We start from the raw sequence: 22,882 nt of genomic DNA on the forward strand, positions 1-22,882 counted from the left end.
ATGTCCACCGTCAATCCATCCGAGGCGGCGACGCCGCTCCGGCAGTTCCTGGCCGGGGCCAGGAGCACGATGCCCTTCCTCGCCTCCGCCATCCCCATGGGCATCGCGGGAGGCGTGCTTGGCCTGTCCAGCGGGCTGTCGGAGTTCGAGACCCTGGCCCTGGCGATGGCCGTGAACTCCGGCACCGCACAGTTCGTCGGCTTCGCGCTGATAGCCGATGGCACGAGCTGGCCGGCGATCATCCTCACCACGGCCATCCTGGGCCTGCGGATGCTGCTGTACTCCACGATCCTGATCCCGTACGTCAAAGAGGTTCCCCAGCGCTGGCGGCTGCTCCTCGGCTTCGGGCTGATCGACGAGGTGTTCTTCGTGGCGATAGAACGCCTGCGCAAGGGCACGCTGACCCACAGCAAGCACCTGTTCTTCCTCGGGGCGTCGGTGATGCTGTACGTCCCCTGGATGTTGTCCACGGTGGTCGGCATGTCGCTCGGGTCCGCCGTGCCGGACGTGGAGAAGCTCGGCCTCGACTTCCCGGTCACCGGCATGTTCGTCGCCATGCTCGCGATCGGGCTCGTGAACTGGCGGGTGGGCGCCGCCATCTGCTCCGCGGGAGTGACCGTCATGGTGGCGCAGGGCCTGCCGTACAACCTCGGCGTGGTTCTGGCCGCGGTCGTCGGCGCGGTGGTCGGCGCCGGATGCGAGTGGGCGACGAAGAACAGGGCCAAGGTCAAGGAGAACGTGGGATGAACATGGTGCTGCTGATCATCGGCATGGGGCTGGTCAGTTTCCTGCCCCGGTATCTGCCGCTGGCGATCCTCGCCGACCGGGAAATGCCGCCGCTGGTGGAGACCCTGCTGCGGTACACCCCGCCGGCGGTGCTCGCCGCGCTGGTGTTCCCGGCCATTCTCGCGCCGTCGGGAAAGGGCATCGAGGTGACGTTGGCCAATCCTTATCTGATCGGCGGCCTGGTCACCTTGGCGACGGGCCTCGTCTCGAAAAGATTCCTGCTGTCCACGTCAGTCGGCATAGTGGCCTTCTATCTGAGTCGCTGGCTTATCGGATGAAACTCTTGCCGTCCGCAGGTGGTTGGCGAATCCACATTTTGGAACGCGACAACGGCCGTGTGGCCTGGCCTTATAGTTGAAGATCGAATCACCGGAATGGTTTGTGGCGAAGCGGTACGAGTGCTTACCACTTGCGGCCTGTCCGGCATTTGAGATAATATGAGGGCTCATGTCCACCCCCCTGTCCGTGGAAGAAAAAGAGTCGCGTTCACTGAAGGCGACCATGCGCGTTCTGAATGGCATTGAGCGCGCCGGGAACAAGCTTCCCCATCCGTTCTGGCTATTCATCATCCTGAGCGTCCTGCTCATGGGGCTGAGCTGGGCACTGTCGGCCGCCAACGTGTCGGCAGTGAATCCAGCCGACAAGAAGACCGTCGTCGTACAGAACCTGCTCTCGGCCGAGGGTGTCGAGCTGATGCTCGGCAAGGCCATCGAGAACTTCGCCGCCTTCCCCGCGCTGGGCACGGTCCTGGTGGTCATGCTCGGCGTGGCCGTGGCCGACAGGGCCGGGTTGCTGGCCGCGGTGCTCAGGCGCGGCATCTCCCGTGTGCCGGCGAAATGGGTGACCTTCGCGCTCGCTTTCACCGGCATGATCTCCCACGCGGCCGCCGACTCGGCGTACATCGTGCTGATCCCGCTGGGCGGCCTGGCCTTCTACGCGATCGGCCGCAACCCGATCATCGGCGTGATCGTGGCCTACGTATCGGTCGCGGCCGGCTTCGACGCCAGCCCCGTGATCACCCCGACGGACGTCATCCTGGGCGGCATCACCACCGGGGCCGCGCACACGATCGACCCCAGCGTCACCGTCACGCCGCTGGCCAACTACTTCTTCTCCCTCGGCTCCTCGGTGGTGCTCTCCATCGTCATCACAGTGGTGACGGAGACCCTCCTCACCAAGCGGGCGAAGAGCATGCCGATCGACGACGACGCCGAAATCGGTGACCTGGGCGACCTCAACCTGAGCGACCTGGAGCGCCGCGGTCTGCGCCGGTCCGGCATCGCGCTGATCGTGATCGCCGCGCTGGTCGCGCTGGCCATCGTCCCGTCCAACTCGCCGCTGCGCGACGAGAACGGCGACCTGGCGCTCGGCCCGCTCCTGGGTGCGGTCGCCCTGCTGATCGGCATCGCCTTCGCCGTCGTCGGCATCGTCTACGGGCGCACCGTCGGCACCATCAAGAAGAGCAGTGACGTGCCCGACTTCATGGCGCACGGCATGAAGGAGATGGCCCCGGTCATCGTGCTGTTCTTCGCCATCTCGCAGTTCCTGGCCTACTTCAAGTGGACCAACATCGGCACGATCGTCGCGGTCAAGGGCGCCGACCTGCTCAAGGCGGCCGGGATCAACGGCCCGGTGGTGTTCCTCGGCATCCTGCTCATCGTCACGATCATCAACCTGCTGATCACCAGCGGCTCCGCCCAGTGGGCGCTGGTCGGCCCGGTGTTCGTGCCGATGCTGATGCTGCTGGACATTCCGGCGGAGACCACCCAGGCGGTCTACCGCATCGCCGACTCCTGCACCAACGCGTTGTCGCCGATGAGCCCCTTCTTCGTGCTGGTGCTCGGGTTCGTCCAGCGTTACCGCAAATCCGCCGGCATCGGCACCCTGATGGCCCTCGTCCTGCCCCTGTGCCTGGTGATGCTCGTCACCTGGACGCTGTTCTTCCTGGCGTGGTGGGCGCTCGGCATTCCTCTCGGACCGGGCGTACCTGTCCGATAACCCCTCTCTGCAACAAGGATTTTGACTGTGACACCGGCTTCCGCGTGGGCCTCCCAGGCCCTTCCCACCATGCTCGACGACCTTCGCAGGCTCGTCGAACTGGAAAGCCCCAGCGATGACAAGCGACTCCTGGACCGGACACTCGACGAGATCGGCCTCTGGGTCGCCGACCGCGTCGGGGAGCCGGACCAGCTCACTCGTCACGACGGCGGGCAGCACGGCGACGTGCTCGAGGTGGCCTATCGCGGCACGGCGCCGGGATTCGTCCTGCTGGTCGGCCACTACGACACCGTGTGGCCGGCCGGCACCCTCGCCGGCTGGCCGTGGCGGATCGATGACGGCGTCATCAGCGCGCCCGGCGTCTTCGACATGAAGACCGGTCTTGTCCAGGCGGTCTGGGCGGTGCGGGGGCTGCGCGAGCTCGGGCTGCCGCACCCCTCGGTCCACCTGCTGTTCAACGGCGACGAGGAGATCGGGAGCCTGGCCTCCCGTGAGCGGATCGAAGCGGCCAGTGAGGGCGCGCTGGCCAACCTGGTCTTCGAGGGCGCCGTGGACGGGGCGGTGAAGACCTCCAGGAAGGGCGTCGGCATCTTCCACCTGACCGCCACCGGTGTCGAGGCGCATGCCGGTCTCGATCCCACCGCAGGGGCCAGCGCGGTCCACGCGCTGGCCGGGCTGATCACCGAGATCGCCACGCTGGGCGCGCCCGAGCGCGGCACGACCGTCAACGTCGGCCTGGTCAGCGGCGGCACCGGCACCAACGTCACCGCGGGGCAGGCCACGTGCGGCATCGACGTGCGCATCTCTGACCCGGCGGAGATGGCCCGCGTGGACGCCGCGCTGGCCGCGTTGCGCCCATCCGACCCGCGCGTGTCCATCGAGCTCACCGGCGGGTGGAACCGGCCTCCCATGGTCCCCAACCCCGCCTCGGAAGACCTGTTCGCCAGGGCGTACAAGGCGGGCATCGAGCAGGGCCTGGACCTGCGCCACGCAGGAGTGGGCGGAGCCAGCGACGCCAACTTCATCTCCGCGCTCGGCCGGCCCGTGCTGGACGGGCTCGGACCCGTCGGGGCGGGCTCCCACTCCCGCTCGGAGCACGCCATCGTCGACTACATACCGGAACGCACCGCACTCACCATGGGCATCATCTCCAGCCTCGCCGACTAGCGAGGGTTCATTGCGAAAGAGGACGGCTGACGGGAGAAAATACCTCTAGCAAATAGGAAACTTTCCTATTAGATTGCGGGTCATGCCCTTGAGCGGTGACCTGCTTCGCCTCGCCGACGCCGTCCTCTTCCCCGGTTTCACGGGACACATGCCTCCCGACTGGGTCCGCCGCCGCCTCGGCGGCGGGTTGGGCGGCGTCGTGCTGTTCTCCCGCAACATCGCCGACGCCGGCCAGGTGGCCCGGCTGACCGCCGCGCTGCGTGCCGAGAACCCCTCGGTGCTCGTCGGCACCGACGAGGAGTCGGGGGAGGTCACGCGGCTGGAGGTGGCCACAGGAAGCAGCCGCCCCGGCGGGTACGCGCTCGGCGTCGTGGACGACGTGGGCCTGACCGAGGCCCTGGCCAGGGATCTCGGCGGCGACCTGGCCACCGTGGGCATCAATCTCGACTTCGCCCCTTCCGCCGACGTCAACTCCAACCCGGACAACCCCGTCATCGGCCTGCGGGCCTTCGGCGCGGACCCCGCCCTGGTGTCCCGGCACACCAGGGCGTTCGTACGCGGCCTGCAGTCGGCGGGCGTGGCCGCGTGCGCCAAGCACTTCCCCGGGCACGGGGACACTTCGGTGGACTCGCATCACGGCGTGCCCGTGGTGTCCGACGGCGGGATCGAGGACGCGCTGCTCCCTTTCCGGGAAGCGATCAAGGAAGGCGTCAAGGCCGTCATGACCGGCCATCTCCTGGTGCCGTCGTACGACGCCGAGCTGCCCGCCACGCTCAGCCCCAAGGTGCTCACCGGGCTGCTGCGGGAGGAGCTCGGGTTCCAAGGAATGATCATCACTGACGGCATCGAGATGGCGGCGGTGGCGGGGGCGTACGGGATCGGGGGCGCCTCCGCCCGCGCCATCGCCGCGGGAGCCGACGCGATCTGCGTCGGCGGCGAACGCGCCGACGAGGCCACCGCCGCCGGGATCCGCGACGCGATCGCCACGGCGGTGATCCAGGGACTGCTGCCCGAGGAGCGGCTGGCCGACGCCGCTCGAAGGGTCCGCGAGCTGGCCTCATGGGCCGCTTCCTCGGGCGGCCAGGCACCCCGTGACGGCTCCATCGGCCTGCTCGCCGCGCGCCGGGCGATCAGGCTCACCCGCCGGTCGGCCGCTCCCGTGCTGCCCCTGACCTCCCCTGCGTACGTGGTGGAGCTGGCGCCGGAGATGAACCTGGCCATCGACAGGAAAACGCCGTGGGGCGTCGGGGAGCCCCTGGCCCGCCTGCTGCCGGACACCGTGGTGACCCGGCTGACGGTGGGGGACTCGACGGGTTCGGCGCTGGAGCGCCTGCTCAGGGAGTCCAAAGGACGGCCACTGGTGATCGTGGTCCGTGACGTGCACCGCTACGCCTGGCAGGAGCAGTCGCTACGGCACTTGCTCAGCGCCCGGCCCGACGCGGTGGTGGTGGAGATGGGGCTTCCCGCGCGGTCGGATCTGGGCGCCGTGCACATCGCCACGTACGGCTCCGCCCGCGTTTGCGGGCAGGCGGCGGCCGAAGTGCTCACCGGTGCCCATGGGTAGGGTGTGATCCCGTGAACTTCGACGGCGAGGATCTTTCGCGCAAAGCGCTGGCCGACCGGCTCCCCTCCGACGAGACGCACGTCTTCCGCGACTGCGACCTCACGGAGACCGACCTGTGGGGCGCCCCGCTGGCGGGGGCCAGATTCGAGTCGTGCGTGCTGGACCAGACCGACTTCCGCAAGGCCGACCTCGACGGTGCCTCGTTCACGGGCGGGGGCGGCATGCGGACCCGCTTCAACGACGCCGACCTCATCGACGTGACGTTCACGGACGTGGACCTGTCTTCGGCCCAGTTCGGCGGCGCGCTCCTGACGGACGTCTCGTTCACGGGCTGCCGCATGATCGGCACCGCGCTCACCGCCTCGCGCGGCACCGGCTTCAAGCTCACCCGCTCCAACCTGACCCTGGCCAACCTCGGCGGCTGCTCGCTGCGCGGGGAGCTCATCGAGGGCGTGCGCTTCGACGACGCCGATCTGTCGGGCTGCGACTTCACGGAGGCCACGTTCAGCGACTGCCGGCTGATCGGGACGCGCCTGCTGCACACGAAGTTCGCCAAGGCCGATCTGCGCGGGGCCGATCTGGGCCAGCCGGACGACGCCAAGGTGCGGGCGTTCGCGGGCGCCATCATCAACCAGACCCAGGCCAACGCCATCCTCGCCGCCCGCGGCATCACCGTCGTCTAGCCTCGGCGTCACGAGAATGGCCGGGCAGGCGGGAGAGGGCGGCCTCGGCCTCGGCCATGATGCGCTCGATCAGCTCCCGGCACGACGGCAGATCGTCGATCACGCCCACCACCTGGCCCGATGCCATCACTCCGAGATCCGACCTGCCCTCCACCATCGCGGCCCGCAGCAGCACCGGCGTGTTGGCCGCCTGCAGCACCTGAGTCCAGGTCAGGTCCCGGGCCTGCCTCATCCGGCGGCCCTCGCGGAGCAGCTCGCCCCACGACAGCCCCGACAGCCGCTTGAACCTGGCCCCGTTCACCACCGCACGGACCAGACGCGACCGCTCCAGCGACGCCACGAAAGGCGTCAGGAGCACCCGGTGCGGCACCCCGTCCACCTGGGTCGTGACCACCGTCTCCCGCGTGGCCAGATACAGCTTCTTCACCTCGTCGGGCACCGGGGAGTCGCTGGTCAGCAGGAACCTGGTCCCCATGGCGATCCCGCAGGCCCCGTACGCCAGGGCCGCCACCAGCCCCCGCCCGTCGAAGAAGCCTCCGGCCGCGATCACCGGGATGTCCACCGCGTCCACGACCTGGGGCAGCAGCAACGTGGTGGCGACCGGACCGGTGTGGCCGCCGCCCTCGCCGCCCTGGACGATCACCGCGTCGACGCCCCAGCCCGCCACCTTCTCCGCGTGCCGGCGGGCGCCCACCGACGGGATCGTGACCACGCCCGCGTCCTTGAGCCGCGCGATCAGGTCGCGCTTGGGCGCCATCGCGAACGACGCCACCCGCACACCCTCGCCGATCAGCACCTCGATCCGCTCGGCGGCGTCGTCGGCGTCGGAGCGGATGTTCACCCCGAAAGGCGCGTCCGTGCGCTCCTGCACCCGCCTGATCGCCGAGGTCATCTCGGCCACCGACATCGTCGCGGCGCCGATCACGCCCAGACCGCCCGCCTGCGAGGTGGCCGCCGCGAGCCGGGCGCCCGCGACGTACCCCATGCCGGTCTGCACGATCGGGTGGCGGCACCCGACCAGATCGGTCAGCGCGGTCCTCACGCCGCCACCTCGCGGTCGCGGGTCCGCTGGGGATCGAGCCGGTCCAGGACGTCGAGCTCCTCGGGGGTCGGCCCGCGCGTCTGGGCGACATTTCCAGGAATGTCGAGATCGAAGCCGGTCGCTGCCACCACGTCGTCCACCCGCACCCCGGGATGCACCGACACCAGCCGCATGGTTCCGTCAGGGCCGTGGAAGTCCAGGACGGCCAGGTTCGTCACCACCCGGCGCAGGTCGAATGCGCCCCTGTCGGTCCCGACCCCGCTGACCATGTCCACCTCGGGCACGAACACCCGGGTCGAGTGCCGGGGGATCCAGTAGCTGGTCGGGTCGCAGCGCGTGTTCCCCGGCGCGCCCCGAACGCCCAGCAGCTGCGCCTTGGGCTGCGACCAGTCGCCGATGCAGGAGATGTTCGTGTTGCCGTGCCGGTCGATCTGGCTGGCCCCGAGCATCACGTGCCGCCGGCCGTTCAGCACCAGCCACAGGTGCTCGCGGAACGGCAGCCACCCCTCCACCACCTCGGGCGTCTCGCCCAGCGCGGGCACGTCGCCGGTGAGCAGGCAGGTGCCGTCGTGCGTGAGCAGCTCCGGCTCGAACGTCAGCCGCGCCAGCCGCGCCGCCAGCACCGTGACCGCCCCGCCGATCCCCGCCGCGAGGATCTCCCCGTCGCCCCTGAACGCCTCCGCGCACGCCACCACGCACACGTCAGCCCTGCTGCTCATCGAACTCCTCCCAAGGCGTCTCCACGTAACGCCGCTGGAGCGCCTCGTCCCGCCCGTAGTCGGGCTCGCACGAGGTGAACCCCGCCCCGCCGGGCGCCTCCACCACCCCCGCCACCATCGAGCGGCTGATCAGCAACGACTGCACGGGCCCCTCCTTCAGCAGGTCCTCCACCACCCGCTCGCACGACACGTAGCACCGCCGCGCGGCCTTGGCGTAGAGGTCGTCGAAGTACGGGTCGGGACCCAGGTACTGGGCGTTGCCCCGGGGGTCGGCCCGGTTCATGTGCACCAGGGCCACGTCCATGGTCAGGGCGGGCACCGCGACCAGCTCCTCCCCGTCCGCGTACGGCGACCGGACCGTCCGCAGCTCCGGATTGACCCGCAGCACGTCCGACCCCAGCCCCGCCCGCGTCGGCAGGAACGGCAGCCGGTGCGCCCCCGCCAGCAGCCCGAACATGAACATCCCCTCGTCGTACTCCACGAACTCGATCTCCCCGGACTGCCTGGCCCGCCGGAAGTGGGGCTCCAAGGGGATGGAATCGAGCGTGACGAACGGGGCCACGACCTTGCGTACCTTCTTCGCCGCGCACAGCATGCCCACGTCCGCGCCGCCGTACGAGACGATCGTGAGGTCGTCGGCGGGGGAGCGGAGGAGGGCGCGTACGAGCGCCATCGGCTTGCGGCGCGAGCCCCAGCCGCCGATCCCGACCGTCATCCCGCTCTCGATCTGGCTCGCGACCTGCTCGGCCGACATCAGCTTGGTCACGTGAATCGCTCCCTGTGCCGGTCTCCGGCGCCCGTCAGGTTCAGCTCGAAGGTGAAGCCCTGCTCGAAGCGGTAACTGCGCTTGACGTCCACGGGGTCGATGCCGTTGAGGGACTCCTTGGCGCGGCGGATCACGTACGGGTCCTTCGCGGCGATCTGTCCCGCCACCTCCAGCGCCGCGTCGCGCAGCTTGTCGCGCGGCACCACCTCCAGCACCGACCCGAACGCGTGCAGCTCGGCGGCCGTCACGTTCCTGCACGTGTAGACCATGGCCCGCATCAGGTGCTGCGGGACCAGCCTGGCCAGGTGCGTGGCCGCGCCCAGCGCGCCCCTGTCCACCTCGGGCAGCCCGAAGTACGCGTCGTCGCTCGCCACCACGACGTCGGCGTTGCCGGCCAGACCGACGCCGCCGCCCAGGCAGAAGCCGTGCACCGCCGCGATCACCGGCACCGCGCACTCATAGACCGCCGCGAACGCCGCGTAACAGGCTCGGTTGACCCCGACCAGCGCCTGGTGACCCTCGGCGTCCCGCAGCTCCTTGATGTCGACCCCGGCGTTGAACCCGCGCCCCTCGGCTCGCAGCACCACCACCCTGGTCCCCGGCTCGTCCCCGGCCCGCCGGACGGCCTCCGCCAGCTCCTCCCAGCCCCGCACGGTCAACGCGTTCACCGGCGGCACGTCCACCACGACCTCGGCGATCGGCCCGGCCCGCAGGGTGATTCCCATCCCGCTCCCGTCTGGTTGCACCTAACGCTTGCTTGGTACGTTAGCACCCGTGACCGTGACTTACGACTACACGGGCAAGGCCGTCCTGGTGACCGGCGGCACCAAGGGCATCGGCGCCGGGATCGCCCGCGCCTTCCGCGCGGCGGGCGCCGACGTGACGGTCTGCGCCAGGAAGGAGCCCACCGCCCCGATCCCTGGGCTCCGGTTTGTCCGGGCGGACGTGCGCGTGCCCGAGGATGTCGAGCGGCTGGTCTGCGGGTTCGACCGGCTCGACGTGGTGGTCAACAACGCGGGCGGCTCGCCGTACGCGCCGCTGGACGGCACCTCGCCGCGGCTGCACGCCCGCGTCATCGAGCTCAACCTCACGGCCCCGCTGCTGGTCTCGCAGCGCGCGTACCCGCTGCTCGCCGCCGCCGGAGGCGCGATCGTGATGATCGGCAGCGCCGGCGGCGCGCGCCCCTCACCCGGCACCTCCGCGTACGGCGCCGCCAAGGCGGGGCTGCACCACCTGGCCCGCTGCCTGGCCGCCGAGTGGGCCCCTGAGGTGCGCGTCAACACCGTCGTGGTCGGCCTCGCCGCCACCGAGAACGCCTCCTCGCACTACGGCGGGCGCGAGGACGGGATGGGCGCGGCCATCCCCGCGGGCCGGATGGCGACGCCCGCCGACGTGGCCGCGGCGTGCTTGTGGCTGGCCGCGCCCGGCTACGTCACGGGCGCCGAGGTGCGGGTGGACGGCGGCGGCGAGATCCCCGCCTGGCGAAACCTGGCCTACAGCGACATTTCCTGATATCTCTGCATGATCCTTCTGGGAGGTCTGTGTGGGAATCTGTGCTGGCCGCGTGGTGATCGTGACGGGCGCCGGTCGGGGCATCGGGAGGGAGCACGCGCTGGAGTTCGCCAGGCAGGGCGCCCGCGTCGTGGTGAACGACCTCGGCACAGGCCCGGGCGGCGAGGGCAGCTCGGGCGGCCCGGCGCTGGAGGTGGTCGCGGAGATCCACGCGCTCGGCGGCCAGGCGGTGGCCAACAGCGACGACGTGTCCGACTGGGACGGCGCCGCCCGGCTGGTCAAGACCGCCGTCAGCGCGTACGGCCGCCTCGACGTGCTGGTGAACAACGCGGGCTTCCTGCGGGACCGGATGCTCGTCTCGATGACCGAGCAGGACTGGGACGACGTCGTACGCGTCCACCTCAAGGGCCATTTCCTGCCGCTGCGGCAAGCGGCGGCGCACTGGCGGGAGAGGTCCAAGTCAGGCGAGCGCGTCGAGGGCAGGGTGATCAACACCTCTTCCGGCGCGGGCCTGCTGGGCAGCGTCGGCCAGGCCAACTACTCGGCCGCCAAGGCGGGGATCGCCGCGCTGACGCAGGTGGCCGCGGCCGAGCTCGGCAGGTACGGCGTGACGGTGAACGCCATCGCGCCCGCGGCCCGTACCCGCATGACCGAGGAGGTGTTCGCCGCGACCATGGCCAGGCCGGAGTCCGGGTTCGACCCCATGGACCCCGCGAACATCGCACCGCTCGTCGTCTGGCTCGGGTCCGCGGGGTCGGGCCAGGTGACGGGCCGGGTCTTCGAGGTGGAGGGCGCGACGATCGCCCTGGCCGACGGCTGGCGGCACGGCCCCGAGGTGGATCGGGGCGCTCGCTGGGACCCGGCGCACGTCGGTGAGGCGGTCACCACCCTCCTCGCCTCTGCCCCGTCCCCCGAACCGGTCTACGGCCAGCATTCATAGAACAATGTTCTGGTAACGTACAGCTACCTATCGTCAACGCAGGGTTATATGCTCGCACTGACCTTGATCTCCTGCGGTCAAGGAAGGTCAAAGGGGTGGGCGGGCCTCGTGCCCGCCAACCCTGACACCCAGCTGACGAAGGAGCAGAGAGTGATCAGAAGGGTGTGCGCCGCGGCCGTGATGGCGGCGGCCGTCGGCGGCGCGCTGCCGGCTCCGCCCGCTCACGCCGACGACGGCTGGTCCGGCCCCTGGCGCAGCGACAGCTGGTTCGGCAACTGGAGCGGCAACAGCGGCTCCAACCAGTCAGGAAACAACTTCGGCGACGTCACCGCCGTCAACCGCGGCGAGGGCGCCTCCACCAACGTCAACAACATCAACGGCATCGCCCCGACCGCCACCGACGGCGGGATCACGGTGACCTACATCTTCTACTGACCGGCTGACGTCCGAGACCAAACGATCCGAAAGGACAACGAAACACATGATGAAGAAGCTCTGCGTGACCGGTTTTGTCGCCGCTGCGGCCACGGGTGTGACGCTGCTGTCGGCGCCGGCGTACGCGGACGTCAACGCCGGCAACACCAGCTCCAACCGCGAGTCCTCCCAGTCGGGCAACAACTTCGGCAACGTCGTCAGCAGCAACCGCAGCGGCCTCGCCGCCACGGACGTCAACAACGTCAACGGCAACGCCGTGACCGCCACCAACCGCGGCACCTCGCGCATCGAGGACGTCGTCGAGATCGACTGATGAGACGGGACGTGCCGCGATGCGCAGCCGCGAGCGCGTCCATGGTGCGGGCCGGGCCGGAAATGGTCTGGCTCGCGCCGTAATAGCATCCCTCGGTGGCTATTTGTGCATATGTAACGTTCGAGGATCCCGAGGGCGGCGACGACGAGCGCGATCTCGCCCTGTCGGCCTGGCGCGAGGCGGGCATCGACGGGCGCGTCGAGCGCTGGGACGATCCCGCCGTCGACTGGAGCTCGTACGACGCCGTGGTCGTCCGTTCGGTCTGGGACTACATCCTCAGGCGGGAGGAGTTCCTGGCGTGGGCGCGCCGCGTGGAGTCCGTCACCAGGCTGCTCAACCCGTCCCCTGTCCTCGAGACCAACACCGACAAGACCTATCTGCGGGAGCTCGGCGTGCCGATCGTGCCGACGCACTGGTCGTCGCAGGGCCTGCCGGACTGGCCGGAATACGTCGTCAAGCCGGCGATCTCCGCCGGCGCCCGCGACACCACCAGGACGACCGACCGTGACCAGGCCCAGGCGCTGGCCGCCGCGCTGGAGGCCGACGGACGCACCCCGATGGTGCAGCCGTACCTCGACATGGTCGAGTCGGAGGGCGAGACCTCGCTGCTGTACTTCAACGGCCGCTTCAGCCACGCCGTACGCCGGGTGCCCATGCTGGCCCCCGGGATGACGGACGGCGACAACGCGCGGGCAACGGTCCGCACACCAGCCCCGGACCAGGTCGATCTCGCTGAGAAGGTGCTCACCGCCGTACCCCAGCCCCTTCTCTACGCCCGGATCGACCTGGTCCGGCTACCCGGCGGCGAGCCCGCGGTCATCGAGGTGGAGCTGACGGAGCCCTACCTCTACCTGCGGTACGAGCCGCGGGCGGCGGCCAACCTCGCCGCGGCGCTGCGCGAGCTGCTCTAGGACTCCTTCACCCAGAGCCGCAGCAGCCCGCGGAAGTGCTCGACGAAGCGGTCGCGCTCGTGGGCCGGGTACGTGGCGGTCACGGTGTCCACCAGTAACCGGTCGAACTCGGCCCCGGCCACCCACTCCAGCACCACCTCGTCGATGTGCGCCAGGTGGTCCTGGCAGAACTCGTGGTAGCGCTCGGTCTGGAAGTACTTGTCCGCCAGCCTCCGGTACTCCGCCAGCCGCTCCTCGTACGTCCCCTCGACGGTGAAGTAGTCGTGCGTCTCCAGGTCGATCCTGGGCCTGCGCCGGGTGGCCACGCAGAAGACGCTCCACTTCACCAGCGTCTTGATCGCCCAGGGGAAGTAGTAGTGCAGGCTCGTCAGCGCCACGTCGGGGCAGGCGTTGGCGTAGTCGATGGGGTGCACGTCCGAGCCCTTGATCAGGGTCTCGCAGGAGTTGAACTCCCACCGGAAGAACGCGTTCACCAGCTTCCCGATGGTCACCACCTCCTCGCCCACGGACGGCGACAGGAACTCGTGGTCCACGGCGTAGCGGGCGTGCATCGGCTCCTCGGGCCTGAACCGCATCACCATCGTCTCCGCCCCGATCGACAACGACCTGGCGAACGCGTCGTAGCCCTCGATGGCCTGCTGGAGATGCATGAGCATCTCGCCGCTCTGGTCGTAGGCCCGGTGCAGCTCGTCCCGGTCGCGCACCAGCGACACCCCGCGCCAGGCGCCGCCGTCGTACGGCTTCATGAAGAGCGGGTAGCCGACCCGCTCCGCCACCTCGTCCAGGTCGAAGGGCTGGTTGTAGCGGGCCGCCGTGTAGGCGTACCGCGCGTTGTCGAGCGGGTTCTTGTACGGCACCAGCACCGTCTCCGGCACCTTGAGCCCGAGCCGCATCATCGCGCAGTACGCCGTGTGCTTCTCCATCGACTGGAACGTGAACGGGCTGTTCAGGAGGTAGACGTCGTCCATCATGGAGACCTTCTTGAGCCACTCGCGCGGGTGGTAGTACCAGTACGCCAGGCGGTCGATCACCAGCTCGTGACGCGGCCTGGCGCGCAGGTCGAACGGCTCGATCGTGAGGCGCTCCACGCCGAACTCGCCCACCCCCTTGATCGGGCCGAGCCGCCGCAGCACGGTCTCGAACGCCGACGGCCAGTCCTCCTCGGTCCCGAGCAGCAGCCCGATCAGATGTCGCACGACGCCCCTCCTCCCGCCCGCGCGGCCGCCGGGGGTCACACGCCAGGCAGACGGCCGTTGCGGAACAGGTCGACGAACCTTTGATGGTCTTCCCGGGCCTGTGCCCCGTACCGGTGGGCAAAATCCACCAGCATCCCGATAAATCCGGGCTTGTCGTTGCCGATCACCGCCACGATCGCCTCCTCCGTCGAGAAGTCCACGAGGTCGTGACTGGAATCGTCGTCCGCCACCGAGTGCATGCGCGCCACCGCCCGCCCCAGGTCCTGCACGATCGAGCGCAGCTCCGCCGGCTCGTTGACGTCGTCCCAGTCGAGGTCGGCGGAGTACGGCGAAACCTCGGCCACCAGCTGGCCCACCCCGTCGAGCGTCGTGTAGCCGAGCCAGGGATCGGCGTACGCCTGCAGGGCCCGCTGCGACTCGGCCGTGCGATGCCCCTGGTGCAGGAAGTAGGAGGCCACCTTCTCGTCGGTGACGTGCCGCGCCACCGCGGGCACCGCCGCCTGCTTCATGTAGAGGATGACGTCGTTCTCCAGCGCCTGCGAGCGCCCTTCGAGCAGCAGGTTGTACGAGGGCAGCCCCGCGGAGCCGATGCCCACGCCCTTGCGCAGCGCCACGTCCTTGACCACGTGCCCGACGCCGTCGCTCTGCCCCGGCAACGTGGCCAGGTAGTCCTGGAACGCGGCCAGCACCGCCTGCCTGGCCGCCGCGTCCACGCTCTGCCTGCCCTCCATGAGCGCGAACCGCCGGTCGTAGTCGTCGATCACGGTCTCGACGTCAAGCAGCGCCACCCGCGTGCTGAGCCGCGCCGTCTGCAGGACCCGGTGCAGCACGCCGGTCGTGGTGTCCAGCGTGAGCGAGCCGATCGCGTCGTCCCCGCCGGCTGCCAGGGCGGCCAGCTCGACCAGGTACGCGCCGGCGAAGTCGGTCACGAGCACGCTGATCGAGTCGTCGGACAGCGCCTTGGCGTACCCGATGAGCGCCACGCTGGCGGCGAAGCGCTTGAGGTCCCAGACGTACGGGCCCACGTACGCCTCGTCGAAGTCGTTGACGTTGAAGACCAGGACGCCGGAGGCGTTCATGTACGTGCCGAAGTTCTCCGCGTGGAGGTCGCCGTGGATCCAGACCCGGCTGGTCGGCTTGTCGAGGTAGGACTCGTCGGCGTACGAGCCGGTCATGTCCGCGTAGAACAGGCAGGCACTGCCCCGGTAGAAGGCGAAAGGAGAAGCCGCCATTTTCCGAAATTTCCGCCTGAAAGCGGCGGGGTCTCGCTGGATCGACTCGCCGAACTCCGTCATGAGGACATCGAGCAGGAAGGAAGAGCGTGCGCCCATACCCCGGACACTAGATCGCGATCTCCTTGCCGCCTACCCTGGTCTTTCCCTGACACGGCTGGTCAGGGGTGCTGGGAGGAGACCGAGACCACCTCTCCCGTCATGTACGAGGAGTAGTCGCTGGCCAGGAAGACGATGACGTTCGCCACCTCCCACGGCTCGGCCGAGCGCCCGAACGCCTCCTTGGCCGCCAGCTCCGCCAGCAGCTCCTCGCTGGTCACCTTCGCCAGGAACGGGTGCACCGCCAGCGAGGGCGCCACCGCGTTGACCCGTACGCCGTGCTCGGCGGCCTCCAGCGCGACGCACCTGGTCAGCGCCATCACCCCGGCCTTGGCTGCCGCGTAGTGCGCCTGCCCCCGCTGGGCCCGCCAGCCGACCACGGAGGCGTTGTTCACGATGACGCCGGAGCCCTGGGCGAGCATCTGCTTGAGTGCCGCCCTGGTGCAGCGCATGGTGCCGTTCAGGGTGACGTCGATGACCGCGTGCCACTGGTCGTCGGACATCTCGGCCAGCGGGGCCGTACCGCCCAGACCGGCGTTGTTGACGACCACGTCCAGCCGGCCGTGCGCCTCCACCACCGCGTCGAACAGCGCCAGCACCTGAGCCTCCGAAGTCACGTCGCACGGCACGGCGAGCGGCTTGACGCCGGTGAGCTCGGTCAGCGCGTCGGCGGCGGCGGACAGGCGGCGCTCGTGCCGGTCGGACAGGACGATCGTGGCGCCCTCCTCGGCGCAGCGCCGCGCGGTCGCGTAGCCGATGCCCGCCCCTGCGGCGGCCGTCACGAGCGTCACCTTGCCGTCGAGCAGTCCGTGTGCCTTCGGGTATGGAGGAGGCATCCGTGCTCCAATCAGCGGGGGAGTCCCAGGGTGCGCTCGGCGATGATGTTGCGCTGGATCTCGCTGGATCCGGCATAGATCGTGTCGGCGCGGCTGAACAGGTAGAGCCGCTGCAGCTCATTGAGCTCGCCCTGCGCGCTCCCGGCCACGAGCCCCTCCCTGCCCTGTACGGCCTGCGCCAGCTCGCCCAGCCGCCGATGCCACTCCGACCAGTAGAGCTTGGCGATCGACACCTCGGGACCGGGGTCGGGGCGCAGCATCCTGAGCGCGTTGAGCCGCATGATCTCCAGCTCCAGCCACGACCGGACGAGCCGGTCGCGCAGCACGGGGTCGTCGACGGCGCCGGTGCGCCTGGCCGTCTCGATCACCTTGGCCAGTTCCCGCCGGAACCCGATCTGCTGCCCGAGTGTGGAGGCGCCGCGCTCGTAGCCGAGCGTGGCCATCGCGACCCGCCAGCCGTCACCCGGCGCGCCCAGGATGTTCCCCGCCGCCGTGCGCGCGCCGTCGAAGAACACCTCGTTGAACTCGGACGTCCCGGTCAGCTGCACGATCGGCCGGACGACGACGCCGGGCCGGTCCATGGGGACGAGCAGGTACGACAGCCCCTTGTGCCGCTGCGAGCCCGGCTCCGTGCGGCAGAGCACGAAGCACCAGTCGGCCACGTGCGCCAGCGAAGTCCACACCTTCTGACCGGTGATGACCCATTCGTCGCCTTCCAGCTGCGCCTTCGTCTGGACGTTGGCGAGGTCGGACCCGGCCTCGGGCTCGGAGTAGCCCTGGCACCACAGCTCCTCGCCGCGCTGGATGGGCGGCAGGAAGCGGTCCTTCTGCTCGTCGGTGCCGAACTCGAGGATGGTGGGGCCGATCAGCCCCTCGCCGATGTGGCCCACCCTGGCGGGGGCGTCGGCCCTGGCGTACTCCTCATAGAAGGCCACCTGGTCCTCCAGGGAGGCGGCGCGGCCGCCGTACCGCTCTGGCCAGCCCAGGCAGGTCCATCCGGCCTTGCCGAGATGGCGCTCCCACGCCTGGCGCAGCTCGTGGCCCTCGTGCTCGCGCCCGGGCCCGCCGAGCCCCCTGACGTGGGCGAACTCGCCGCTCAGCGCCTCCTCCAGCCAGGCCCTCGCCGTCTCGCGGAGCCCTGGCGTGGCGCCCGCCGGATCAGGCAGGCTCAACGAAGCCTCCGTACCCGCCGCGGAAGAACACCAGCGGGCCGCCTTCGGCGTGCGTGTCGAGCTGGAGCACCCTGGCCACCACGATCATGTGGTCGCCCGCCGGGTGCTCGGCCTCGACCGCGCAGTCCATCCAGGCCAGCGCGCCTTCGAGCACCGGGTTGCCGCCGGGGGAGCCGGTCCAGGCCAGGCCCGCGAACTTGTCGCCGCCCTTGGTCGCCATCTGGGCGCACACGTCCTGCTGGTTCTCGGCCAGCACGTTCACGGTGACGACCTTCGCGCCGCGCACCCTGGGCCAGCTGGTGCTCGTGTACGCCACGCAGAACGCCACTAAAGGCGGATTGAGCGAGACGGAGGTGAAGGAGTTGGCCGCCAGCCCGCACGGCCGGCCGTCGGCCGGGTCGACCGCCGTGATCGCCACCACACCGGTCGCGAACCTGCCGAGCACCTGCCGGAAGAGGCGGCTGTCGAGGTGGCCGTTCGCGCTTTGGGGTGAAGGGCCGGTCGGCATGGTGGCTCCGTTGCGAATCCTGCGCTGATGGGGCGCCGGAAGGCCGCGACAGCCGTCCGGCGCCACGAGCCGGGCAGCGTGTGTGCTCATGGTCCGCCTCCTAGTCCACCGGCTGCGCCTATCTTACCAAGCGCTTGCTTGGACGGTAGGGCGGATGGCAAGACCATGTCAAGTTGGAGCGGGGCGGCCGCGCTCGCCGCACTGCGTTGACATGGGGGAAATGCCCGGCTTAACGTGACAATTGTGTTACCCAAGCGCTTGCTTGACTTCCGGGACCGCACCGCCATAGCCGGGGTCGGCTACACGCCCTTCACCAAGGACTCGGGCGTCAGCACCCTCACCCTGGCCTGCCGTGCCGTGCTGGCCGCGCTGGAGGACGCCGGGCTGGCGGTGGACGAGGTGGACGGTCTGGCCACGCACAGGGTGGGCGACTCCGCCGCGCCGACGCTGGTCGGCCCGGCGCTGGGCCTGACGGACCTCGCCTGGCACCTCGACCAGTTCGGCGGCGGCAGCGTCTCCCATACGGTCGTCGGCCAGGCGGCGCTGGCGGTGGCGGCCGGGATGGCCGAGACGGTCGTCTGTTACCGGGCCATCAACGCCCGCTCGGAGTTCCGTATGGGCGGCACGGGCAGGGGCGTCCCGGTGAGCCCTGAGGTGCAGTACCAGGCTCCGTACGGGTATGTGGCGCCGCCGCAGCAGTACGCCATGTACGCCCGCGCCCACATGCTGAAATATGGCACTAAGGCTGAGCATTTCGGGCAGTTGGCGGTCACCCAGCGGGCCAACGCCGCCAAGAACGCCCGGGCACTGATGCGTACCCCGATCACACTGGACGACTACCTGGCGAGCAGGTGGATCGCGGAGCCGTTCCGGCTGCTGGACTGCTGCCTGGAGACGGACGGCGCCTGCGCCGTGGTCGTCACCACGGCCGAACGCGCCCGCTCGCTGCGCCATCCCCCGGTGCTGATCTCGGCGGCCGCCTGGGGCGGCGGCACCACACACCTGTCGGACCCGTCCGCCGACCCCACGGTGACCGCGGCCGCCGCCCTGGCCCCGCGCCTGTACGCGCAGGCCGGGCTGGGGCCGGGCGACATCGACGTGGCCGAGCTGTACGACTGCTTCACGTACTCGGTGATCGTCCAGCTCGAGGACTACGGGTTCTGCGGCAAGGGTGAGGGCGGCCCGTACGTGGCCTCGGGCGCCACCGCGCTGGACGGCCCGCTCCCGGTCAACACGCACGGCGGCTTCCTGTCGGAGGGCTACGTCCACGGCATGAACCACGTCGCCGAGGCGGTCTCCCAGCTCAGGGGCGACGCCGGGGACCGCCAGGTGCTCGGTGCCGAGGTCGCGCTCTCCACCGCCCAGCCCGGCTACATCCTCCCGGCCACCTCCGCCCTGATCCTGAGGAGGCCGTGATGACGGCGTACCGGCCCCAGTTCGATCGGGACTCGAGGGAGTGGTGGGAGCGTGTCGCCGGGCGGGAGTTCGCCGTGCAGGAGTGCGACGGTTGCGGCACGGTGCGCTTCCCGGCGCGGGCGTTCTGCCCCGCGTGCCGGACGGAGGCGTGGCACTGGCGGGAGGTGGAGCCGGAGGGGGTCGTGGAGAGCTGGATCGTCAACCATCAGCCGTTCATGCCCGGGTTCGGGGAGCCGTACGTGGTGGTGATGGTCAGGCTGGCCGCGGTGCCGGGGTGCTTCGTGTACGGGAACTGGCGCGGCGATCGGCCTCCGGAGCCTGGCCGGCGGGTCCGGGGCGCCTACCGCCGGATCGACGAAGGGCTGACGCTGCTGGACTGGGAGCCGGCCGAGGATGACGGGAGTCCGGATACTCATCAGGCCGGTAAGCCCCACCAGTCCCACCATCACGAACAGCCCCGCAGGTTCGGCTCCGAGGGTTGATGATGTGGCAGTAGGCGTCAACGCGGACGGCTCTGACTTGGCGGCAAGTGATGACCGGTTCGGACTTGATGGCAGGCATGGCCCGGAGGTCGCGGGTCACGATCATGCCTGTCCGCCGGTCGGCGCGCGGGCCGCCTGGGTGGGGAAAGGCAGCGGGTTCCCAAAGAAGGAAAGCGCGCCCTGGCGGGCGTGGGGGACCCGCCAGGACGCGCTTCCTGTTCCGTGTGCGGCGGCGCCAGGACTCCGGCGAGGGATGGAGTCCTAGACCGTTGAATCGCGCACGGAGTCGATGGGGGAGTGTGAAAGCTCCCGTTGCCGGTAACGTGCGGCGATGCGTTGAGCTGCACCGACCGGGTCATCGATGGGGTGCGTGACGGGGGCGCCACCCTCCTCATTCCCGACAAAGGATCCGTCGTTGCACCACACGGTCAGCTCAGTCAACGCCGATTGCTCGGATGCGCCATTGCTCTGGTAGGTGTGGGTGAACCGCTGGCGAGGCAACCCGTAACGCAGTAAACGTGTTGCTTCGCAAGGGTCATGCCAGGGCAGGTACGGCGTACCCGTGCGGACCGGCAACACTGGCCTTCACCCCCTCACCGGCCTTTAGATGGATTTGTACCAACGAATGGATGATGGGCCGCGGGAGGGGGTTCGGTCAAGGGGTTGTGGCCTGCTAGAACCAGATCGTCTAAATTGTTGGAACAAAAGGGGTGAAAGTGGCAAGGTCGGTGCTGTATCAGCAGGTGGCTGCGGAATTGCGTCGAGCCATCTACTCGGGTGTCCTCGGCCCGGGCGCACAGCTACCGACCGAGGCGCAGCTCATGGAAGACCATGGGGTGAGCAGGAACACCGTAAGGCTGGCCCTGGGAGAGCTCGTCAATGAGGGGCTCGTTACGCGCACGCCGCGGCGCGGAACCGTGGTCAGAGATCGCAGACCGCTGCTGATCTATCCGCAGCGGGAGTTGGAGCCACAACCTTCCGGGGAACTGCGGGAAGCCTTCGCCTATGCCGTGGCGCAGGAAGGCCGCGCGCCAAGCCAGTACATCGAGGTGCTGACGGTGTCTCCCGTCGAGGAGATCGCCAGCAGGCTGGAGTTGGCGGACGGGGAATTGGCGGTGGTGAGACGCCGTCTGCGTTTCGTGGACGGCCAGCCGTACAACACCAACGATTCCTACTTCCCCCGTGATCTGGTTGCCGATTCTGAGATCGCCAGGCCTGGAGACATCGCGCGAGGGGCGAACCGGGTGCTGGAGGAGCTGGGGCATGCGCAGGTGCGCGTCGTGGACGACATCTGGGCCCGCATGCCCAACCAGGAGGAGGCCGAGCGCCTCCAACTAGAGCTCGGCACGCCCGTCATGGTCTACGTCCGAGTCGGTTTCGACGGGGCGGACATGCCGGTGCGTGTCGCGGTGTCGGTGCTGCCCGCCGACAAACATCTGATCAGATACGAGCTCGATCGCCGCTAACGGGCTCGGGGTGAAGGGGTGATTCAGCCGGCCGGGCGCAGCGAGAAATAAGCCGCCTCGCTGGCCATGGGGAGTCGTGCATACTCCCCTAAATCGCCATTTATCCATATATATCGGGTTGAGGTCCCATTTCGGGCCTGCGCGACATTGCGTCATCACGCTGTGTATTTGCGCGCACACCCAACGCAACGGGAGTTGTATTATGCACACAAACACCCTGCTTCACCCGCTCGCTCTCCGCAGAGCCGAACCCGAAGATCTTCGCGGCATTCTCACCCTGCTCGCTGACACCGCCGAGTGGCTCTATTCGCAAGGAGTGCGGCAGTGGCCGCGCGGGGGCTTCGGCCCCGAGCGGATCGAGCCGCTCATTGAGGAGCGGGTGCTCTACCTGCTCGACGACGAGCTCAGATACCTCGACCCCGACGAATCGGCCCCGCCGGTGGCCACCATAGCCCTCGACGGCCACGCGGACCCGGAGTTCTGGGCACTCGACGACGATCCCGGGGCGGCCCTCTATGTCCACAAGCTGGCCGTGGCCCGTCCCTGGTCCGGCAGCGGCCTCGGCGACGCCCTCCTGGACTGGGCCGGCGCCTCGGCCCACGCGGCAGGGCTGCCCCTGCTGCGGCTGGACTGCGCCAAGGGGAACCGGCGGCTGCAGGATTACTACCGCCACCGCGGCTTCCGCCACGTCCGCACGGTGGATCTTCCGCACCGTGCCTCGGGAGCCCTGTTCGAACGGCACTCGGAAGACCTGTCCACCACGGCATTCCGGGACCTCACCATGGCCGAGCTGATCAGCGCCTGACGCGCTTCGTCCACCACCCGCAGCCCGGCCGGGGCCCAGCTCCGGCCGGCTGCGGCCCGGCCTTGAAGGCGGGACCTTTTGGTGTGATTGCGCCGGAATGGTGCAGAGCACCATATAACCTCTCCTCCATGACCGGATCCCTGCTCGAGGTGATCGCGCTGAACGTGCGCGACGCCGTGGCCGCTGAACAGGGTGGCGCCGACCGGCTGGAGGTCGTCGCCGACATGGCGGCCGACGGGCTGACCCCGTCCCCCGAGACGGTTGCCGCGATCGCCGCCGAATGCCCCCTTCCTCAGATGGTCATGCTCCGCTGCGACGCCAACTTCACCGCCGACTCCGACGTGCTCGACCGGCTGAGCCGGGACGCCAAGGCGCTGGCGCAGGCAGGGGCGGCGGGGTTCGTGTTCGGGTTCCTGGACGGCTCGGGGAAGGTCGATCTCGCGGCCACGGAGGCGCTCATCCACGCCGTCTCGCCGCTGCCCTGGACGTTCCACCGGGCCGTCGACCACGCGGCCGACGTCCAGGCGTCCTGGCGGGCCGTGCGGCTGCTGCCCAACCTCGCCACCGTGCTCACCTCGGGCTCGCCCAACGGGGTGGGGCAGGGGCTCCCGGTGCTGAAGGCGCGCGCCGAGGCGGGTGACGGCTCGATCATCCTGGCCGGCGGCGGGCTGAAGCCGGCGCACGTCCCGGCGCTGCTCGACTACGGCGTCCGCGCCTTCCACGTGGGCTCCGCCGTGCGGGCGAGCTGGTCCGACCCGGTCGAGTGGCGGCTCGTACGCCAGTGGCGAGCCATGGTCGAACGCGACTGAGACCGGGTCACGGGGCGCTGCTGGG

General features: G+C 69.7%; 25 protein-coding genes. 16 read left to right on the forward strand and 9 right to left on the reverse strand.

What is annotated here, in order from left to right:
• From ACIBVN_RS35225 to ACIBVN_RS35250, 6 genes are all read left to right on the forward strand, one after another.
• Positions 1-747: an AzlC family ABC transporter permease gene (locus tag ACIBVN_RS35225; RefSeq protein ID WP_397143930.1), complete on the forward strand. Its 747-nt coding sequence runs from the start codon at positions 1-3 to the stop codon at positions 745-747.
• The gene (locus tag ACIBVN_RS35230) at positions 744-1,064 is read left to right on the forward strand and encodes an AzlD domain-containing protein (RefSeq protein WP_397143932.1); all 321 of its coding nucleotides are present in this window, start codon (positions 744-746) and stop codon (positions 1,062-1,064) included. Before ACIBVN_RS35225 ends, ACIBVN_RS35230 begins: the two co-directional genes overlap by 4 nt.
• 223 nt (positions 1,065-1,287) lie before the next feature.
• Positions 1,288-2,784 (forward strand): AbgT family transporter, encoded by a 1,497-nt coding sequence (locus ACIBVN_RS35235; RefSeq protein ID WP_397143934.1) that lies wholly within the window; start codon positions 1,288-1,290, stop codon positions 2,782-2,784.
• Positions 2,785-2,811: 27 nt separating this feature from the next.
• A complete protein-coding gene (locus tag ACIBVN_RS35240) occupies positions 2,812-3,951 on the forward strand; it encodes a M20 family metallopeptidase (RefSeq protein WP_397143936.1) in 1,140 nt (379 codons plus the stop codon).
• 82 nt (positions 3,952-4,033) lie between these two features.
• Entirely contained in the window at positions 4,034-5,515 is a 1,482-nt protein-coding gene (locus ACIBVN_RS35245) for a glycoside hydrolase family 3 protein (RefSeq protein ID WP_397143938.1), read from the forward strand.
• An 11-nt stretch (positions 5,516-5,526) separates the two neighbouring features.
• Positions 5,527-6,198 (forward strand): pentapeptide repeat-containing protein, encoded by a 672-nt coding sequence (locus tag ACIBVN_RS35250; protein WP_397143940.1) that lies wholly within the window; start codon positions 5,527-5,529, stop codon positions 6,196-6,198.
• Here the strand turns inward: ACIBVN_RS35250 and ACIBVN_RS35255 are convergent.
• From ACIBVN_RS35255 to ACIBVN_RS35270, 4 genes are read right to left on the reverse strand one after another with little or no spacing between them, the layout of a single operon-like run.
• Positions 6,185-7,240, reverse strand: coding sequence for an NAD(P)H-dependent flavin oxidoreductase (locus tag ACIBVN_RS35255; protein WP_397143942.1), 1,056 nt, complete (start codon positions 7,238-7,240; stop codon positions 6,185-6,187). The genes ACIBVN_RS35250 and ACIBVN_RS35255 overlap by 14 nt on opposite strands.
• Positions 7,237-7,959, reverse strand: a complete 723-nt coding sequence (locus tag ACIBVN_RS35260; protein ID WP_397143944.1) for a CoA-transferase subunit beta — start codon at positions 7,957-7,959, stop codon at positions 7,237-7,239. Before ACIBVN_RS35260 ends, ACIBVN_RS35255 begins: the two co-directional genes overlap by 4 nt.
• On the reverse strand, positions 7,943-8,713 hold the full coding sequence (locus ACIBVN_RS35265) for a CoA transferase subunit A (protein WP_397144040.1): 771 nt from the start codon (positions 8,711-8,713) through the stop codon (positions 7,943-7,945). The genes ACIBVN_RS35260 and ACIBVN_RS35265 overlap by 17 nt, the downstream gene beginning before the upstream one ends.
• Before the next feature lie 8 nt (positions 8,714-8,721).
• Complete coding sequence (locus tag ACIBVN_RS35270) at positions 8,722-9,450, reverse strand: enoyl-CoA hydratase family protein (RefSeq protein ID WP_397143946.1); 729 nt, start codon at positions 9,448-9,450, stop codon at positions 8,722-8,724.
• A 49-nt stretch (positions 9,451-9,499) separates the two neighbouring features.
• Here ACIBVN_RS35270 and ACIBVN_RS35275 point away from each other — a divergent pair, with 49 nt between their 5' ends.
• The 5 genes from ACIBVN_RS35275 (at position 9,500) to ACIBVN_RS35295 (ending at position 12,836) form a co-directional block, all read left to right on the forward strand.
• The gene (locus ACIBVN_RS35275) at positions 9,500-10,237 is read left to right on the forward strand and encodes an SDR family oxidoreductase (RefSeq protein WP_397143948.1); all 738 of its coding nucleotides are present in this window, start codon (positions 9,500-9,502) and stop codon (positions 10,235-10,237) included.
• Positions 10,238-10,268: 31 nt separating this feature from the next.
• Complete coding sequence (locus ACIBVN_RS35280; RefSeq protein WP_397143950.1) at positions 10,269-11,177, forward strand: SDR family oxidoreductase; 909 nt, start codon at positions 10,269-10,271, stop codon at positions 11,175-11,177.
• Between the two features lie 150 nt (positions 11,178-11,327).
• Positions 11,328-11,612, forward strand: a complete 285-nt coding sequence (locus tag ACIBVN_RS35285; protein WP_397143952.1) for a hypothetical protein — start codon at positions 11,328-11,330, stop codon at positions 11,610-11,612.
• A 46-nt stretch (positions 11,613-11,658) separates the two neighbouring features.
• Entirely contained in the window at positions 11,659-11,925 is a 267-nt protein-coding gene (locus ACIBVN_RS35290; RefSeq protein ID WP_397143954.1) for a hypothetical protein, read from the forward strand.
• A gap of 95 nt (positions 11,926-12,020) precedes the next feature.
• Positions 12,021-12,836, forward strand: a complete 816-nt coding sequence (locus ACIBVN_RS35295; RefSeq protein WP_397143956.1) for a RimK family alpha-L-glutamate ligase — start codon at positions 12,021-12,023, stop codon at positions 12,834-12,836.
• Here the strand turns inward: ACIBVN_RS35295 and ACIBVN_RS35300 are convergent.
• The 5 genes from ACIBVN_RS35300 to ACIBVN_RS35320 all read right to left on the reverse strand — a co-directional run bounded on the left by ACIBVN_RS35300 (position 12,833) and on the right by ACIBVN_RS35320 (position 17,969).
• Entirely contained in the window at positions 12,833-14,032 is a 1,200-nt protein-coding gene (locus tag ACIBVN_RS35300) for a RimK family alpha-L-glutamate ligase (protein WP_397143958.1), read from the reverse strand. The genes ACIBVN_RS35295 and ACIBVN_RS35300 overlap by 4 nt on opposite strands.
• A gap of 35 nt (positions 14,033-14,067) precedes the next feature.
• On the reverse strand, positions 14,068-15,363 hold the full coding sequence (locus tag ACIBVN_RS35305) for a DUF2252 domain-containing protein (RefSeq protein WP_397143960.1): 1,296 nt from the start codon (positions 15,361-15,363) through the stop codon (positions 14,068-14,070).
• A 62-nt stretch (positions 15,364-15,425) separates the two neighbouring features.
• On the reverse strand, positions 15,426-16,199 hold the full coding sequence (locus tag ACIBVN_RS35310) for an SDR family oxidoreductase (protein WP_397143962.1): 774 nt from the start codon (positions 16,197-16,199) through the stop codon (positions 15,426-15,428).
• Between the two features lie 11 nt (positions 16,200-16,210).
• On the reverse strand, positions 16,211-17,365 hold the full coding sequence (locus ACIBVN_RS35315) for an acyl-CoA dehydrogenase family protein (protein WP_397144042.1): 1,155 nt from the start codon (positions 17,363-17,365) through the stop codon (positions 16,211-16,213).
• A complete protein-coding gene (locus ACIBVN_RS35320) occupies positions 17,358-17,969 on the reverse strand; it encodes a flavin reductase family protein (protein WP_397143964.1) in 612 nt (203 codons plus the stop codon). The genes ACIBVN_RS35315 and ACIBVN_RS35320 overlap by 8 nt, the downstream gene beginning before the upstream one ends.
• A 153-nt stretch (positions 17,970-18,122) precedes the next feature.
• Here ACIBVN_RS35320 and ACIBVN_RS35325 point away from each other — a divergent pair, with 153 nt between their 5' ends.
• The 5 genes from ACIBVN_RS35325 (at position 18,123) to ACIBVN_RS35345 (ending at position 22,857) form a co-directional block, all read left to right on the forward strand.
• Positions 18,123-19,295, forward strand: coding sequence for a thiolase C-terminal domain-containing protein (locus ACIBVN_RS35325; protein ID WP_397143966.1), 1,173 nt, complete (start codon positions 18,123-18,125; stop codon positions 19,293-19,295).
• Positions 19,295-19,777: a Zn-ribbon domain-containing OB-fold protein gene (locus tag ACIBVN_RS35330; RefSeq protein ID WP_397143968.1), complete on the forward strand. Its 483-nt coding sequence runs from the start codon at positions 19,295-19,297 to the stop codon at positions 19,775-19,777. The genes ACIBVN_RS35325 and ACIBVN_RS35330 overlap by 1 nt, the downstream gene beginning before the upstream one ends.
• A gap of 728 nt (positions 19,778-20,505) precedes the next feature.
• Positions 20,506-21,243, forward strand: a complete 738-nt coding sequence (locus ACIBVN_RS35335; RefSeq protein WP_349449969.1) for a GntR family transcriptional regulator — start codon at positions 20,506-20,508, stop codon at positions 21,241-21,243.
• 202 nt (positions 21,244-21,445) lie between these two features.
• Positions 21,446-22,048 carry a GNAT family N-acetyltransferase gene (locus ACIBVN_RS35340; protein ID WP_397143971.1) on the forward strand — a complete coding sequence of 201 codons (603 nt, stop codon included), beginning with the start codon at positions 21,446-21,448 and terminating at the stop codon, positions 22,046-22,048.
• 128 nt (positions 22,049-22,176) lie between these two features.
• Positions 22,177-22,857 carry a copper homeostasis protein CutC gene (locus tag ACIBVN_RS35345; RefSeq protein ID WP_397143973.1) on the forward strand — a complete coding sequence of 227 codons (681 nt, stop codon included), beginning with the start codon at positions 22,177-22,179 and terminating at the stop codon, positions 22,855-22,857.
• Positions 22,858-22,882 lie beyond the last annotated feature (25 nt).

The sequence above is a fragment of the Nonomuraea sp. NPDC049400 genome (assembly GCF_044466425.1).
In the GTDB taxonomy this organism is placed as follows: Bacteria; Actinomycetota; Actinomycetes; order Streptosporangiales; family Streptosporangiaceae; genus Nonomuraea.